This window comes from Psychroserpens sp. Hel_I_66, assembly GCF_000799465.1.
Lineage (GTDB): Bacteria > Bacteroidota > Bacteroidia > Flavobacteriales > Flavobacteriaceae > Psychroserpens.
The window spans coordinates 1,707,197-1,722,019 of the sequence record NZ_JUGU01000001.1; the positions used below are offsets into that span (position 1 = coordinate 1,707,197).

The 14,823-nt window shown below is 33.5% G+C and carries 16 protein-coding genes; 13 read left to right on the plus strand and 3 right to left on the minus strand.

Translation table 11 applies throughout. The features are described from left to right. The first annotated feature begins 23 nt into the window (after positions 1-23). From GQ40_RS07740 to GQ40_RS07780, 9 genes are all read left to right on the plus strand, one after another. Complete coding sequence (locus GQ40_RS07740) at positions 24-1,001, plus strand: stage II sporulation protein M (RefSeq protein WP_047547239.1); 978 nt, start codon at positions 24-26, stop codon at positions 999-1,001. Next, complete coding sequence (locus GQ40_RS07745) at positions 988-1,929, plus strand: hypothetical protein (protein ID WP_047547241.1); 942 nt, start codon at positions 988-990, stop codon at positions 1,927-1,929. Before GQ40_RS07740 ends, GQ40_RS07745 begins: the two co-directional genes overlap by 14 nt. Then, a complete protein-coding gene (locus tag GQ40_RS07750; RefSeq protein ID WP_047547243.1) occupies positions 1,922-2,677 on the plus strand; it encodes a hypothetical protein in 756 nt (251 codons plus the stop codon). The genes GQ40_RS07745 and GQ40_RS07750 overlap by 8 nt, the downstream gene beginning before the upstream one ends. Next, positions 2,674-3,870: a DUF4350 domain-containing protein gene (locus GQ40_RS07755; protein ID WP_047547245.1), complete on the plus strand. Its 1,197-nt coding sequence runs from the start codon at positions 2,674-2,676 to the stop codon at positions 3,868-3,870. Before GQ40_RS07750 ends, GQ40_RS07755 begins: the two co-directional genes overlap by 4 nt. A 90-nt stretch (positions 3,871-3,960) precedes the next feature. Then, entirely contained in the window at positions 3,961-4,977 is a 1,017-nt protein-coding gene (locus GQ40_RS07760) for an AAA family ATPase (RefSeq protein ID WP_047551685.1), read from the plus strand. An 87-nt stretch (positions 4,978-5,064) separates the two neighbouring features. Next, complete coding sequence (locus tag GQ40_RS07765) at positions 5,065-5,595, plus strand: hypothetical protein (RefSeq protein ID WP_156115539.1); 531 nt, start codon at positions 5,065-5,067, stop codon at positions 5,593-5,595. A gap of 112 nt (positions 5,596-5,707) precedes the next feature. Further along, complete coding sequence (locus GQ40_RS07770; RefSeq protein WP_047547249.1) at positions 5,708-7,039, plus strand: DUF58 domain-containing protein; 1,332 nt, start codon at positions 5,708-5,710, stop codon at positions 7,037-7,039. Positions 7,040-7,241: 202 nt separating this feature from the next. Continuing rightward, a complete protein-coding gene (locus tag GQ40_RS07775; protein ID WP_047547251.1) occupies positions 7,242-7,835 on the plus strand; it encodes an SET domain-containing protein in 594 nt (197 codons plus the stop codon). Positions 7,836-7,869: 34 nt separating this feature from the next. After that, the gene (locus tag GQ40_RS07780) at positions 7,870-8,316 is read left to right on the plus strand and encodes a hypothetical protein (protein ID WP_047547253.1); all 447 of its coding nucleotides are present in this window, start codon (positions 7,870-7,872) and stop codon (positions 8,314-8,316) included. Positions 8,317-8,385: 69 nt separating this feature from the next. Here GQ40_RS07780 and murA read toward each other — a convergent pair whose 3' ends face one another. The 3 genes from murA to GQ40_RS07795 all read right to left on the minus strand — a co-directional run bounded on the left by murA (position 8,386) and on the right by GQ40_RS07795 (position 10,748). Beyond that, positions 8,386-9,702 (minus strand): UDP-N-acetylglucosamine 1-carboxyvinyltransferase, encoded by a 1,317-nt coding sequence (gene murA / locus GQ40_RS07785; protein WP_047547255.1) that lies wholly within the window; start codon positions 9,700-9,702, stop codon positions 8,386-8,388. A 9-nt stretch (positions 9,703-9,711) separates the two neighbouring features. Continuing rightward, positions 9,712-10,365 carry a DUF4290 domain-containing protein gene (locus GQ40_RS07790; RefSeq protein ID WP_047547257.1) on the minus strand — a complete coding sequence of 218 codons (654 nt, stop codon included), beginning with the start codon at positions 10,363-10,365 and terminating at the stop codon, positions 9,712-9,714. 89 nt (positions 10,366-10,454) lie between these two features. After that, on the minus strand, positions 10,455-10,748 hold the full coding sequence (locus tag GQ40_RS07795) for a DUF493 family protein (protein ID WP_047547259.1): 294 nt from the start codon (positions 10,746-10,748) through the stop codon (positions 10,455-10,457). 89 nt (positions 10,749-10,837) lie between these two features. On the opposite strand from GQ40_RS07795, the gene GQ40_RS07800 reads away from it, so the two are divergent. The 4 genes from GQ40_RS07800 to GQ40_RS07815 all read left to right on the plus strand — a co-directional run bounded on the left by GQ40_RS07800 (position 10,838) and on the right by GQ40_RS07815 (position 14,713). Next, complete coding sequence (locus GQ40_RS07800) at positions 10,838-11,377, plus strand: AAA family ATPase (RefSeq protein WP_047547262.1); 540 nt, start codon at positions 10,838-10,840, stop codon at positions 11,375-11,377. Further along, on the plus strand, positions 11,378-13,282 hold the full coding sequence (locus tag GQ40_RS07805) for an ATP-dependent DNA helicase RecQ (RefSeq protein ID WP_047547264.1): 1,905 nt from the start codon (positions 11,378-11,380) through the stop codon (positions 13,280-13,282). Between the two features lie 7 nt (positions 13,283-13,289). After that, positions 13,290-14,243: a methionyl-tRNA formyltransferase gene (gene fmt, locus GQ40_RS07810; RefSeq protein WP_231565555.1), complete on the plus strand. Its 954-nt coding sequence runs from the start codon at positions 13,290-13,292 to the stop codon at positions 14,241-14,243. A 197-nt stretch (positions 14,244-14,440) separates the two neighbouring features. After that, positions 14,441-14,713: an HU family DNA-binding protein gene (locus GQ40_RS07815; RefSeq protein WP_047547268.1), complete on the plus strand. Its 273-nt coding sequence runs from the start codon at positions 14,441-14,443 to the stop codon at positions 14,711-14,713. The last annotated feature ends 110 nt before the right edge of the window (positions 14,714-14,823 follow it).

Here is a 14,823-nt window from a genome sequence, read left to right on the forward strand (position 1 = left end):
TAATTGCTTTAATTTGAAAGCGTATGAGAGAAGTGGCATTTATTAAACAAAATAAAGAAAAATGGCTCAATTTCGAAAAGGCTATTTTTGGGAAAACCCTAAAAGATCCTGATGATTTAGCTTCTCTTTATATTCAATTGGTAAATGATCTGTCTTACGCTCAAACTTACTATCCCAAAAGTAAAACAATTCTTTATTTAAACAACTTAGCTGCCAAAGCTTTTCAAAAAATTTATAAAACCAAGCGTGAAGACACCAATAGATTTGTACATTTTTGGAAAATCGAAGTCCCATTAATTGTTTACGAATATAGACGTTATGTGCTTTATGCATTCCTAATATTTTTAAGTTTTGTTGCCATAGGAGCACTTTCGGCAGCTTATGATGATTCTTTTGTGAGATTGATTTTAAGTGATGGCTATGTTAATGATACTTTAGAAAATATTGAAGCTGGAGATCCTGTTGCTGTTTATAAAAGTGGCAGTAATTGGGGAAGTTTTATTGGGATTACGCTCAATAATCTCTACGTTGGCATTAAATCATTTATTTATGGTGTTTTTGTTGGCTTAGGTACTGGTTTAGTATTGCTGTATAACGGTATTATGGTTGGTGCATTTCAGTATTTTTTCTATAAAGAAGGAGTTCTTTGGGAGAGCGTTCGCGGAATTTGGATTCACGGTTCTATGGAGATTTTCGCTATCGTGATTGAAGGTGCTGCAGGTTTAATTTTAGGGGCAAGCATTTTATTTCCTAAAACCTATTCTAGAATGACATCCTTTAAAATGGGAGTGAAAAATGGTGTGAAAATTTTAATAAGCACCTTCCCTTTTACAATTGCTGCAGGATTTTTAGAAGGTTACGTTACCAGATATTCCAATACTATGCCCAATTGGCTATCGGTTGGGATTATACTTTTTACACTTAGCTTAATTTCATTTTACTATTTAATCTACCCCTTTATACTTAAACATAAACTAAAAAAATTCCATGCAACTATATAAATCGAGAGGCTTTGGAGAATACTTTCAAGATACATTTGCATTTCTAAAGCATAACGGAAAGCACTTGTTCAAGCATTTTTTTATTATCAATGGAATTTTTCTTTTGATCTTAGTAGTCATAGGTTATTTCTTCAGTAAGTTTTATACTCAAGTTCTTTTTGGAGGTTTATTAACTGGTAATGGCTCAGCTATTGACGATTACATGAACGAAAACTTGGGCGTGTTCATTCTATTGGTTATAATCTTTGTGGTTGTAGGTTTAATTGCTGCAGTGATCTCTTATTCATTTATGCCCATCTATTTAAAATTGTTCAATGAAAATGATGGTAAAAACTTTAACGCAACAGATATTATAAATGAATATAAAGCCAATATTGGAAAGATCTTTATATTTCTTCTCTGCGGAATAATCATTGGTATCCCAGTAATTTTAGTAGTTGGCATACTAATGTTCATCCTAACCATTACAATTATTGGTTTGTTAGCATTACCATTAGTAATTGGAGCTGTAAGTCTGTTTTATCAAGGCACGCTCATGGAATATCTAAATAACAAAAAGCAAATTTGGGAAAGTTTTGGATATGCCTGGCAAATGATAAGTTCTAAATTTTGGGCAGCAATAGGGTGCGTTGGGCTATTTTATTTAATGAGTTACATCGCACAAAATGTTGTGGCACTCATACCGTACATTTTTGGAATGGTGAACCTATTTACAGAAATTGAAACCAATACTGCGCCAGAGCCAATGGCAATACAAAAAACGATGACCGTAATGATGCTCGCCATTTTTCTATTAACATTTTTGGTAAGTAGCATTTTAAATGTCATTGTGCAACTCAATCAAGGCGTGGTGTATTACAGTCTTAAAGAAGACAACGAAAACATCAATACCAAAAGCGATATTGACCTAATAGGATCTGGTGAGTAGATTTATCAACCTACATATCATCCTTTTTTTCTTCGGAATAACACTATCAAACGCATCAAGTTTAGATACTACCACTACAGTTCAGACCATGCAGGATTCCGTTTACGTAGATACAGAGCCTATTGAAAAACGAGAGTACGACAATCTCAAAGAGAAATATAATGATGACGAATTTATCTACGAGCGCACGGTAGATAACTCTGGCTGGTGGACAAGATTCAAGCAGTGGCTGTCCGATTTTATTAAAAACCTATTTGATATCAATAGCGACGCCAAAGCTGCCAATATTACAGATATCGCCCTAAAGATTTTCTATGTCGTTATCTTTTTACTCGTCGTTTATTTTATAGTCAGAGCCATTATTAACAAAGAAGGAAATTGGATCTTCGGAAAATCTAGCGATAAGTCTATTATTCCCGTTACAGACATAGAGAACAACATTTACGAAACCGATTTTAAAACATTAATTGCAGAAGCAGAAAATGAGAACAATTACAGACTGGCCATTAGGTTTTACTATTTATGGTTGCTCAAGACGCTTTCAGAAAAAGAAATCATTGACTATGATGTAGAAAAAACAAATAGCGATTATTTTATTGAAATCGCCAATGAAGACACAAAAAAGGAATTTTCATACACCTCATATTTGTACAATTACATCTGGTATGGCGAATTTGATATTGACCAGCCACAGTTTGAAAAAGCTAAAAAAGCATTTACTCAATTTTTAAGAACCCATTGGAAATGAGTAAAACACTAAAAATATACATAGGTCTATTAATTCTGCTCTTTGTGGGAATCATTGCCATAGAATTTTCTACACCTCCGCCAATAAACTGGCAAAAGACCTACAACGAAACTCAAAAAATCCCATATGGAACATTCGTGTTTTACGAAGAGCTTAATAACATATTCCCAGAGAGTAAAACACAAGATATCAAAGTCACACCATATGAGTATTTCGATGAATATTACAATTGGGAAGATAGCGTCTATCTCATTACTGGAACCTATATTTTAATTGACGAGTATCCAGATCTAGACAACACATCTGCACAAGAATTACTCGATTTTGCATCGCATGGCAACGATGTATTTATAGCGAGCAATTATTTTCCAGATCGTCTTTTGGATTCTTTAGGATTTTACACTCAAAATGACTTTTCATTGTCTGGAAAAGCAGAATTTTCATTTACAAATCCCACTTTTGAGCGAGATTCAATTTCCGTAGAAAAAGGATTGAGCAATATTTATTTTTCTGAAATTGATACGCTTGCCACTACAGTTCTTGGCCATCAAAAATTTGGAGATGAGACCTACACCAATTTTATACAAATACCTTGGGGCAACGGTAACTTTTATCTACATATCCAGCCCATTGTATTTACAAACTATCACATTCTAAAAAAAGAAAATAGCAAGTATGCAGCAAGTGCCATGTCTTACTTGCGTGACGATACTATTTATTTTGACTCCAGAAATAAATCTACCAAAGAATTAGGGGATTCCCCATTGCGTTTTGTACTGAGTCAACCGCCACTGCGCTGGGCTTGGTACTTGGCACTGATCACCACAGTATTGTTTATGATATTTAATGCCAAAAGAAGGCAACGTATCGTTTTGATAAAAGAGCCACTAAAAAATACAACCGTCGATTTCACAAAAACAATTGGTAATCTATATTACGAAACCAAAGATCACGACAATTTAATAGAGAAAAAAATCACTTACTTTTTAGAGTATATTAGACGTATTTATTATTTGGACACTCAAATTTTAGATGATAAATTCGTTAAAAATTTAGCTTTAAAATCTGGAAAAGACGCAGATGACATTAAAAAATTAATCAATCAGATTGTATATTTAAAAGCAAAAAACAATTGTACTGAAGCCGATTTATTACGATTAAATAATGCAATAGAAGATTTTTATACCACATAAATTATGGAACATTTAGACGACAACAAAAATGAAGATTTAACACCTAAGAACGATCAATTTCATGAATCATTATTGGGAGATTCCAATGCAATAGATCCTGTTGAAAACACACCAAACCAGGAGGCTCTAGAAAGTGATATTAGCTTTACAAACCGTATAGATCTTAGTGAGCTTCAAGAAGGTATTGGTCTTATAAAAAACGAAATTAGCAAAGTCATTGTTGGTCAAAAAGGAATGATTGACATGCTTATCGCGTCCATTTTAGCTAATGGCCATTCGCTTATTGAAGGTGTTCCTGGTGTGGCAAAAACCATATCTGCCAAACTACTCGCAAAATCATTGGATATTGGTTTTAGTAGAATTCAGTTCACTCCAGATTTAATGCCAAGTGATATTTTGGGTACCTCTGTTTTTAATATGAAAACTACCGAGTTTGACTTTAAACAAGGTCCGATTTTCTCCAATATGATCCTCATCGATGAGATTAACAGAGCACCCGCAAAAACGCAAGCAGCTTTATTTGAGGTGATGGAAGAACGCCAAATCACTATTGACGGACAAAAATTTAAACTAGAACTCCCGTTCATTGTTCTGGCAACCCAAAACCCAGTAGAACAAGAAGGAACCTATCGCTTACCAGAAGCACAACTTGACCGTTTTCTCTTTAAAATAGATATTGATTATCCTAGTGCTGAGGAAGAAGTCGAAATTTTAAACAGAGAACAGAATTTAAAGGGAGCATCTAAAACCGCTCAAGTGACTGCCCATCTAAGTAAGGAGCAGATTAATAAGTTTCAGGATTTAGTCAATCAAATAAAAATAGAATCGCACCTCATTAAATATATTGCAGATATGATCGTAAACACGCGTAATAATCCTTTTTTATATTTAGGAGCCTCACCAAGAGCATCCATTGCTATTTTAAAAGCCAGCAAAGCTTTTGCAGCAATGAGCGGAAGAGATTTCGTAACACCAGAAGACATTAAACGTTCTGCCATACCAGTTCTCCAACATCGTGTGATTGTCACACCAGAACGTGAGATGGAAGGCGTAACAACCAAACAAATTATCAAACAGATTATTGAAGCTGTTGAGATACCGAGATGAAAATAGTAGGCAGTGGTCAGTCTTAAGCAGCCAGTAGATTTGACTGACTACAATTTTAGGTAGATTGAATTAAAAATCAAAACATAAATGGACTTAACGCTACATTGTAAATTATGTGATCATAAAATTATAGATTTTAAGACTGGAACACTATGTAGTTTAACAAGTAAGAAACCTGATTTTCAAAATAAGTGTGGTGTTATAAAAATGCAAGATAATTTTGAAGAGCAAATTAAAATTGTGAATATAGAATATGAAGCTGTATTAAAAACTAAAACAGATACTTTTGGTCACTTAATTATGTACGGTATTCTTGCTTTTACCTTAATTTTAGGAGGATTTTTATTGGGAAAATTTATTTTAGAAAAAGGTATTATTTCAACAATACCATTAATTATCATGACTATTGGACTCGCAGCTTTAGGGTTTGCTTTTGCTCCTTTAAATATGTATAGTACGAATTTAAAAATAGCTAGAAAAAAGAAAAACACACTCGATAAAATTAGCAAAATGTATGGTTATCAATATGATATTGACATTACACATTTAAAAGATAGTTTGGGTAACAAATCATATGAAACCGATTTAAAGATTAGAAAAACGAGTAACTCTAGGTGAAAATAGTAGGCAGTGGTCAGTAGATTTGACTGACTACAATTTTAGGTAGATTTAATAATTATAATAAGAACTATATAACTCAACCATTAAACGAATAAACAAATAACCATTTTTGAAACGTATCAAACCATTTTTTCTCCAAAACAGATTTTTCTATGCTTGCATAGCCATAATGGTATTGTTTGTTTTGAGCTTTATCTTTCCGCGTGGTTTTGCCATTGTTAAATTACTGCTCTTACTTTTGTTCACGCTAACAGTTTTGGATACCATCATTTTATTTGCAGCAAAAAAAGGCGTAAAAGGTACACGTATATTACCCGAGAAATTCTCAAATGGTGATGAAAACCCAGTACGTTTGGTCATCAACAATTATTATACATTTAGTGTAAACATCAATATAATCGATGAAATCCCAGAGCAATTTCAAGTGAGGGATTTTAGTATTCTTCGGAAATTGGAAGCTTCAACTTCTTCGGAAATTGAATACAAACTCCGTCCTGTAGAGCGTGGAGAATATCACTTCGGAAAATTGAATATCTACGTCACTTCTGTCTTTGGACTGATTTCGAGACGTTTCATTTCCGAAGATAATGCCATGGTACCAACCTACCCAAGTTTTATGCAATTACGAAAATACGACTTGATTGCCATAAGCAATAATCTGCATCAATATGGGATTAAAAAGATAAGAAAGATTGGCCACACTATGGAGTTTGAGCAAATCAAGGATTATGTTTTAGGTGACGATTTAAGAACCATTAACTGGAAAGCTACCGCAAAGCGAAACGAATTGATGGTCAATCAATTTCAAGATGAAAAATCACAACCCGTCTATTCTATAATAGATAAAGGTCGCGTGATGAAAATGCCTTTTGATGGCTTGACGCTTTTAGACTACGCCATTAATGCATCGTTGGTAATTTCTAATGTCGCGCTAAAAAAACAGGACAAAGCTGGTATTTTGGCATTTTCAAAAAAGGTAGAGAACATTGTGGTTGCAGAGCGTCGTACCTCACAAATGAACCTCATTTTAGAAACACTTTATAATGTAAGTACAGATTTTAACGAAAGTGATTACAGTAGGCTTTACTCAGATGTAAAACGACACATCACACAACGTAGCTTAATGTTGCTTTACACCAATTTTGAAACGTTAGACAGTTTACACAGGCAACTTCCTTATTTAAAAGGGATTGCTAAAAACCATTTATTGGTAGTCATATTCTTTAAAAATACTGAACTCAACCAAATCATCAACGACAAGGCAGAGACCGTACAGCAAGCTTATGATAAAGTCATTGCAGAAAAATTTGCCTTTGAAAAACGATTGATTGTCAACGAACTTCAAAAATATGGGATCCAATCCATACTTACTTCTCCAGAAGACTTAACCATTGATACCATCAATAAATACTTAGAGATTAAGGCTCGAGGTTTATTGTAGTACAGAAACTGATTTTTTTTTATTAGAAACCAGTTAAAATTCTTTTTAATATTTAATTAATTTTAGATCAGTAATATTCTAAAGTATAAATCCTTTCAAGAATAAAACAATTAAAATGTCAATGAAATTTAATACATTTAAATTAATGCTACACGTTAACGAGATAGCAGAAATTTCACAATAGCTTAAACAAACATAATTTATGATACATCCTCATACTGAAGTAAAACATATAAGTGATCACATTGGATACGGTGTTGTCGCAACAAAATTCATTCCTGCGGGAACCATAACTTGGGTCCTGGATAAGTTGGACAGAGAATTTAGTCCAGCTGATGTTGATTCAATGAATTCTTATTATCAAAATATAATAGACACCTATTCCTTTAGAAATAACCAAGGTAATTTCATTCTGTGTTGGGACAATGGTAAATATGTAAATCACAGTTTTAATTCCAATTGTTTAACGACCGCGTACGACTTTGAGATTGCTATTAGAGATATTCATCCTGGAGAACAATTAACAGATGATTATGGCTATTTAAATATTAAAGAACCTTTTGAAGCTATGGATGAAGGCACAGATAGAAAGATTGTGTATCCAGATGATTTACTTAAATACCACAAGGTATGGGACGGTAAAATTGAAAAAGTCTTCAATAAAATTGTCTCGAATGAGCAACCACTTCGGGAATTGTTAACCGATGGTTTATGGCATAAAATTCAACTCATTATTGAAGGAAAAGAGAAAATGGAATCTATTTTAAATAATCATTACCCGCAGATTAATTCATGAATTATTTAGAAACCTAAAGTAGTAAAGCTAGATCATGAAAAATACGATCATCATTATGGCATTATTTTTTTTCTTCGGAAGCTTTGCACAAGAGTCAATTTATGATGGCGATAACATGTGTAGAGAACTAAAAGAAATGATAAATAATGATCAACTATACAGATCAAAGCTCCCAGATTCATTTTCAAGACACAAAAGCAAATATTCCAAAAAAGAGATTGATTCTATGCAATTATTGCAAAGAAAAATTGATGATCACAATACCGAAAAACTAATCGACCTAACAAAACAATATGGTTGGATAAGTGATGAAAGGATTAATTGTCAAAAACTTAATATCTGGCTCATTTTTAGACATTCTCAACCAAAATACTTTAAAGATATTTCAGTATTAATTGAAAAAGAACACGATAAAAAACGACTAAGTGACTTTCATTATAAAATGATCAATGATCATATCAATGGCAGACCTCGTGGATAAATCTAAAAACAGAAAAACCTCAAATATTTGAGGTTTTTTTGTTTTTAATTCCAAATTTCCGAAGAAAAATTAATTCCCGTCCACTCTGGTGATTTTGGCACCGATAGCCCGTAAACGTTCATCTATATTTTCGTAACCTCTATCTATTTGTTCAATATTGTGAATGGTAGATGTTCCTTTTGCAGATAATGCTGCAATTAATAAAGAAACACCTGCTCTAATATCTGGAGAGGTCATTGTTGTTCCCTTTAGTGTTGATTTAAAATCGTGACCAATAACAGTTGCTCTATGCGGATCGCAAAGTATGATCTTTGCTCCCATATCTATTAATTTATCTACGAAGAATAAACGACTTTCAAACATTTTTTGGTGAACAACTGCGCTACCGCGTGCTTGCGTCAATACTGTAAGAATAATACTTATCAAATCTGGTGTGAATCCTGGCCATGGCGCATCAGACACTGTAAGAATAGAACCATCAATATAGTTTGATACCTCATAACCATTGGTGTGCGCAGGAATGTATATATCATCACCTTGGCGCTCTACGGTAATCCCTATTTTTCTGAATACATTCGGAATTTGACCTAAATCGTCCCAGCTCACATTAGTAATGGTTAGCTCACTTTTTGTCATTGCAGCGAGACCAATCCAACTTCCTATTTCAATCATATCTGGAAGCATTCTGTGGTCTGTACCACCTAATGTATCGACACCTTCAATGATCAACATATTAGAACCTACTCCACTAATTTTTGCTCCCATGCGATTAAGCATTTTACATAATTGCTGTAAATAAGGTTCACAAGCTGCGTTGTAGATTGTGGTTGTGCCTTCTGCCAAAACTGCTGCCATTACTATATTGGCAGTTCCTGTTACAGATGCTTCATCGAGCAGCATGTAAGTTCCCTTTAATTTATCGGCTTCTACGCCATAAAATAAATCTTCCTTATTATATCTAAACTTGGCACCAAGATTTATAAAACCTTCAAAATGTGTATCTAATCGACGACGACCTATCTTATCCCCTCCAGGTTTTGGAATGTATCCTTTCCCAAAGCGAGCCAATAATGGACCAACGATCATGATTGAGCCTCTTAGACCTTTTCCATCTTCTTTAAACTCTGCAGACTCTAAATATTTTAAATTAAGATCATCTGCCTTAAATGTATAAGATCCCCTACCAACATTTTCAATCTTTACGCCCAACTTTTTTAGAAGAGCGATCAATTTATTGACATCAATAATATCTGGGATATTATCTATTCTAATTTCTTCGGCAGTTAAAAGTACTGCACATAAAATTTGTAAAGCTTCGTTTTTTGCGCCTTGAGGTTGAATTTTTCCTTTTAGTTGGTGACCTCCTTCAATTATAAATGTTGCCATGAAGTGTAGTTAGTAGCGTTTTCTGTTGCGGTTAGAATTGTTGTTTTTTTTGTGATGCGATTTCTTGGTATTGCTATTTGAATACTTCTTTTTATTACGCATCAAACTTGTTGCATCGGTAAGATCTTCATCTGTTTCTTTCAAATTTATCTTACCACCAGATAATTCATATAAATGATTAAAAATCACATCGTCTTCCACAGTATCCTTGTTCCAGTTGAGGAAGCATTTTTTCATGTGGTTTGCAATGGTATAAATTAAAGCATCCTTTAAATCTCCATCTTCCCATGTGTTTGCGACATCAATCATCGTCTTAATATTGTTTCCGTAGAAACGGTATTTAGGGAAATTTTGAGGGTACTTAAGAGGCTCTGGCTTTTCATTTAGCTCCTCCTTTGAAGTCGTTGGGTATGGAGAGTCTGCATCAAGCTCAAAATCTGCGATTATAAAAAGTTGATCCCAAAGTTTATGCTGAAAATCTGGCACATCACGTAAATGCGGTTGCAAATTCCCCATAACATTGATGATGGATTTTGCAACTTTATTACGCTCTTCTTTTGTGGGTAATTGTTTAGCGTAATTGACCATTTTTTGTAAATGTCTCCCGTATTCTGGAATAATCAATTGCTCACGCTCTGTATTGTATTCTATGTCGTCTATCAAAATATAAATTTGTGTAGTATTTGTGTAAAATGCACGAAGTGATTCTGCATGCTTGCAAAATACAAAAAAATAATTATTGAACCGTTTTTTTATAAAGAAATAACACCTTCTACATTGTCGGCTACCTCTTTATACTTATCAATAACCGCATCTGGATCTTTCATTTGAAGATTTACAGAGATACTTGTATAGGTCCCCTTACCAGATTCTTTTGTTGTAATCACAGCACCAAGATTGTTGAACAAATCTTCTATTTGATTGATTTTTTTCGCATCTGTTGGGACAATAAATTTGTAAAGATATTCAGATGGCCAACTTGAAGTCTCATACAACTGGACTCTTAGTTTATTATAAAATTCTTCGGTTTTTTTCTCTGTACTCATAGCTTTTTTTCTTCGGAAGTAAAGATACAATTTACTTACATTTTACTTTGTTAATTAATTAGTAATTTTACATCCAAAATCTTGCCAAATTGAAAACAAGAAAAATTGTCATTACAGGTGGTCCTGGTACAGGAAAATCGTCTATTATAAAAGAATTAATTTCAAGAAATCACACTTGTTTTGAGGAGGTCTCGAGACAAGTAACTCTCGATGCTAGAAAAGATGGAATCGACCAGCTTTTTTTGACAAAACCATTGCTTTTTAGCGAATTGCTTTTAAAAGCAAGAACCCAACAATTTATTGACGCCGAAAAGATTGATAAAGATATCGTTTTCTTAGACAGAGGTTTACCAGATGTTTTGGCTTATATGGATTACATCAACAGTGATTATCCGCAAGATTTCACCAAAGCATGCGAGGATCACACCTATCAAACGGTTTTTATATTGGCACCATGGCAAGACATTTTTATAAGCGACAGCGAACGTTACGAAAATTTTGACCAAGCTGTAGAGATCCATCATTCGCTTTTAGACATCTATAAGCGTTTTGGTTATGAGTTGATTGATGTTCCGTTTGGAAGTATTAAGCATCGCGCAGATTTCATTTTAGATGTCCTAAATTTATAGATGTCCCATCCAATAAACATATTAGAGCAATACTGGAATCATACGTCATTTAGACCGCATCAAGAAGATATTATCAACTCGGTACTTGACAATAACGATACCTTTGTACTATTGCCAACAGGTGGAGGGAAATCGGTGTGTTTTCAAATTCCTGCATTGGTGAAAGATGGCATTTGCATCGTGATCTCACCATTGATTGCATTGATGAAAGATCAAGTAAATACCCTAAAGGAAAAAGGTATAAAAGCTATGGCGATTACTAGTGGGATAAAATACAGTGAACTAGACACGCTTCTCGATAATTGTATCTACGGAAACTATAAGTTCCTTTACCTTTCGCCCGAACGTTTACAACAAGACATCGTCAAGCAACGCATCGCACAAATGAACGTTAACCTCATTGCTGTGGACGAAGCACATTGTATTAGCCAATGGGGAAACGATTTTAGACCAGCTTATAAAAACATCACCGTTTTAAGAGAATTACAACCTACCGTCAATGTTATTGCTTTAACAGCAACCGCTAAGCCCGAGGTCATTGAAGAAACGATAAAAGAACTCGATTTTATTTCACCCAAAATATTTAAAGCTTCGTTTACCAGACCAAATATTGCATATCAGGTAATTCACAGTGAGGATAAATTATATGATCTAGAACAAAAACTTAAGCAACATAAGGGCGCATCGATTATTTACGTTCGTAGTAGAAAAATGAGTGTTGAGATTCATGGTTTTCTAGAAAGAAAAGGCTTTAATACCACGTTTTTTCATGGTGGCATTTCCACAAAAGATAAGCAAGAAAGACTGTATCAATGGATGCACAACCAAAAGGAAATCATGATTGCCACCACAGCTTTTGGGATGGGAATTGATAAACCAGATGTAAAAACGGTTATTCATGTCAATTTACCCGAAAGTCTTGAAAGTTATTATCAAGAAGCTGGACGCGCTGGTAGAAACAACGAAAATGCCTACGCTATTCTATTAACCAACAAGTCTGATGAGCAGATTTTAAAGAATCAGTTTATAAAGAGCTTACCATCTATTGATGAGATTAAATTGATATATCGTAAGTTGTGCAACTTTTTTCAAATTTCTTATGGTGAGGGAGAATTAACCACACATCGATTTAATTTTAGTGATTTTTGCAAAGCTTATGATTTTAAAAGTTCTAAGACATTTAATGCGCTTCAAATTTTAGATAGAAATAGTATTATTAAATTATCACAGCAGTTTAACTACAAAACGAAATTGCAATTTATTGTGAGCAATAATGCTATGTTTTCATATTTGGAAACCCACAAACAGTTCAATATTGTTGTGAAAACTATTTTGAGAACTTATGGAGGCATTTTTGAACATCAACTCGCCATTAACTTAACTCTAGTTTCAGATAAATCCTCGGTGGATGAAAAACATATTATCGCCATGTTGCATCAACTCCATAAAGATGGGATTGTAGATTTTTTGTTTTCTAACACAGACTCTGAGGTTGTATTTCTCCAGCCCAGAGAAGATGATAAAACAATAAATAGAATAGCAAATGTTGTTGAGCAACAACAGCGTTTAAAACGTGAGCAAATTGATGCTGTTTTAAATTATATTGAAAATGACAGTATCTGTAAAAACAGACAACTACTTCACTATTTTGGAGAAAAAACTAATGTTGATTGTGGGATTTGCTCTGTTTGCGCTGTTGGCAAAACTTCCGAAGTAAAAATTGAAACGAGAACATTGAGAACTCGCTTAATTCTGGAACTAGAAAATTCACCATTGAGTTCTAGACAATTAGTAGAAACGCTACCGTTTAGCAAAGATGATGTTTTTAAAACACTAAAGTCACTTTTAGAACTTGGCGTAATAGAATTGACAGCGGTTAATACATATAGAATAAAAACAAAATAACTTATACATGAAAAGAGATACATTGAGAATTATATTTATGGGAACTCCAGATTTTGCTGTTGCCACATTAAAACTACTCGTAGAAAATGAATATGATGTGGTAGGTGTTATTACTGCACCAGACAGACCTGCTGGACGTGGGAGAAAGCTCAATGAATCGGCTGTTAAAACGTATGCTATCTCTAAAGGTCTACATATTTTACAACCAACTAATTTAAAAAGTGATTCTTTTATTAAAGAGTTAGAGATTTTGAAAGCCAATCTTCAAATCGTTGTGGCTTTTAGGATGTTGCCAGAAGTTGTTTGGAGCATGCCAGAATATGGTACATTTAATCTGCACGCATCGCTACTTCCAAATTATAGAGGTGCTGCGCCAATACATTGGGCAGTTATAAATGGGGAAAAAGTTACTGGTGCTACCACGTTTTTTATAGACGAAAAAATAGATACGGGAGCTATCATATTACAGGAGGCTATTTCTATTGAAGATGATGAAACTGTTGGTACACTTCATGACAAATTAATGAATATGGGAAGCCAACTCGTTTTAAAAACCGTTGAGTTGATTCAAAAAGATGAAGTAATCACAACCATCCAACCAAAAACAGAAAATTTAAAAACCGCATATAAGCTTAATAAAGATAACTGTAAAATTGATTGGGAACTAGATCTTGATACAATATACAATAAGATACGTGGATTAAATCCTTTTCCTGCTGCTTGGTGCCAACTTATTAATGGAGATGAGGAATTAAATATTAAGATTTTTAAAGTTGAAAAAGAACTTGAAAACCATAATTTGAGTTATGGGAAGATTAAAGCGACTAAAAATGAATTAAAAGTTGCTGTTAGAGATGGTTACATTATTATACATGAAATACAACTTCCTGGAAAACGAAAAATGGATATCAAATCATTATTAAATGGATATGATTTTAATGAAAATGCCAAAATGCTCTAAAACCCTTATATTCATTGATATTTATAAAAAATCCGTTGAAATGCATCCCTTTATTAACAAATGCCCGAAGTTATCAACAAAAATTGGCATTTCCCTTGCTATTACTTGCGTAGATGGATTTTACGTATAAATTTGTAGAGGGATTATAACAAAAACAGTTAACCCAACTATTTTTTAACAATTTAAAATATAATTTTATGAACAAAACAGATTTAATCAATGGAATGGCAGAGAATGCAGGAATTACTAAAGCAGCTGCAAAAAAAGCATTAGATTCATTATTAGTTGACATCGAAGGATCTTTACAAAAAGGTAACAGAGTATCTTTAGTAGGTTTTGGTTCTTGGTCAGTTTCTAAAAGATCTGCAAGAGAAGGAAGAAATCCTCAAACTGGTAAAACAATACAAATCAAAGCTAAAAACGTAGTAAAGTTTAAAGCTGGTTCTGATTTAAGTAGTGCTGTAAACTAGTATCTTATTAAATAGATTACGAAAAGCTCACTTAAAGTGAGCTTTTTTGCTTTTAATACATTAGTAATTGACTCATTTTGTTGGTTATTTAGAAAATATGTTTTAGATTA

Coding starts and splice junctions, on each gene's coding strand:
- GQ40_RS07780 (WP_047547253.1), top strand. CDS start 7,870: ATGAAAAATACGATCATCATTATGGCATTATTTTTTTTCTTCGGAAGC.
- GQ40_RS07795 (WP_047547259.1), bottom strand. CDS start 10,748: ATGAGTACAGAGAAAAAAACCGAAGAATTTTATAATAAACTAAGAGTC.
- GQ40_RS07765 (WP_156115539.1), top strand. CDS start 5,065: ATGGACTTAACGCTACATTGTAAATTATGTGATCATAAAATTATAGAT.
- murA (WP_047547255.1), bottom strand. CDS start 9,702: ATGGCAACATTTATAATTGAAGGAGGTCACCAACTAAAAGGAAAAATT.
- GQ40_RS07745 (WP_047547241.1), top strand. CDS start 988: ATGCAACTATATAAATCGAGAGGCTTTGGAGAATACTTTCAAGATACA.
- GQ40_RS07815 (WP_047547268.1), top strand. CDS start 14,441: ATGAACAAAACAGATTTAATCAATGGAATGGCAGAGAATGCAGGAATT.
- GQ40_RS07740 (WP_047547239.1), top strand. CDS start 24: ATGAGAGAAGTGGCATTTATTAAACAAAATAAAGAAAAATGGCTCAAT.
- GQ40_RS07805 (WP_047547264.1), top strand. CDS start 11,378: ATGTCCCATCCAATAAACATATTAGAGCAATACTGGAATCATACGTCA.
- GQ40_RS07755 (WP_047547245.1), top strand. CDS start 2,674: ATGAGTAAAACACTAAAAATATACATAGGTCTATTAATTCTGCTCTTT.
- fmt (WP_231565555.1), top strand. CDS start 13,290: ATGAAAAGAGATACATTGAGAATTATATTTATGGGAACTCCAGATTTT.
- GQ40_RS07775 (WP_047547251.1), top strand. CDS start 7,242: ATGATACATCCTCATACTGAAGTAAAACATATAAGTGATCACATTGGA.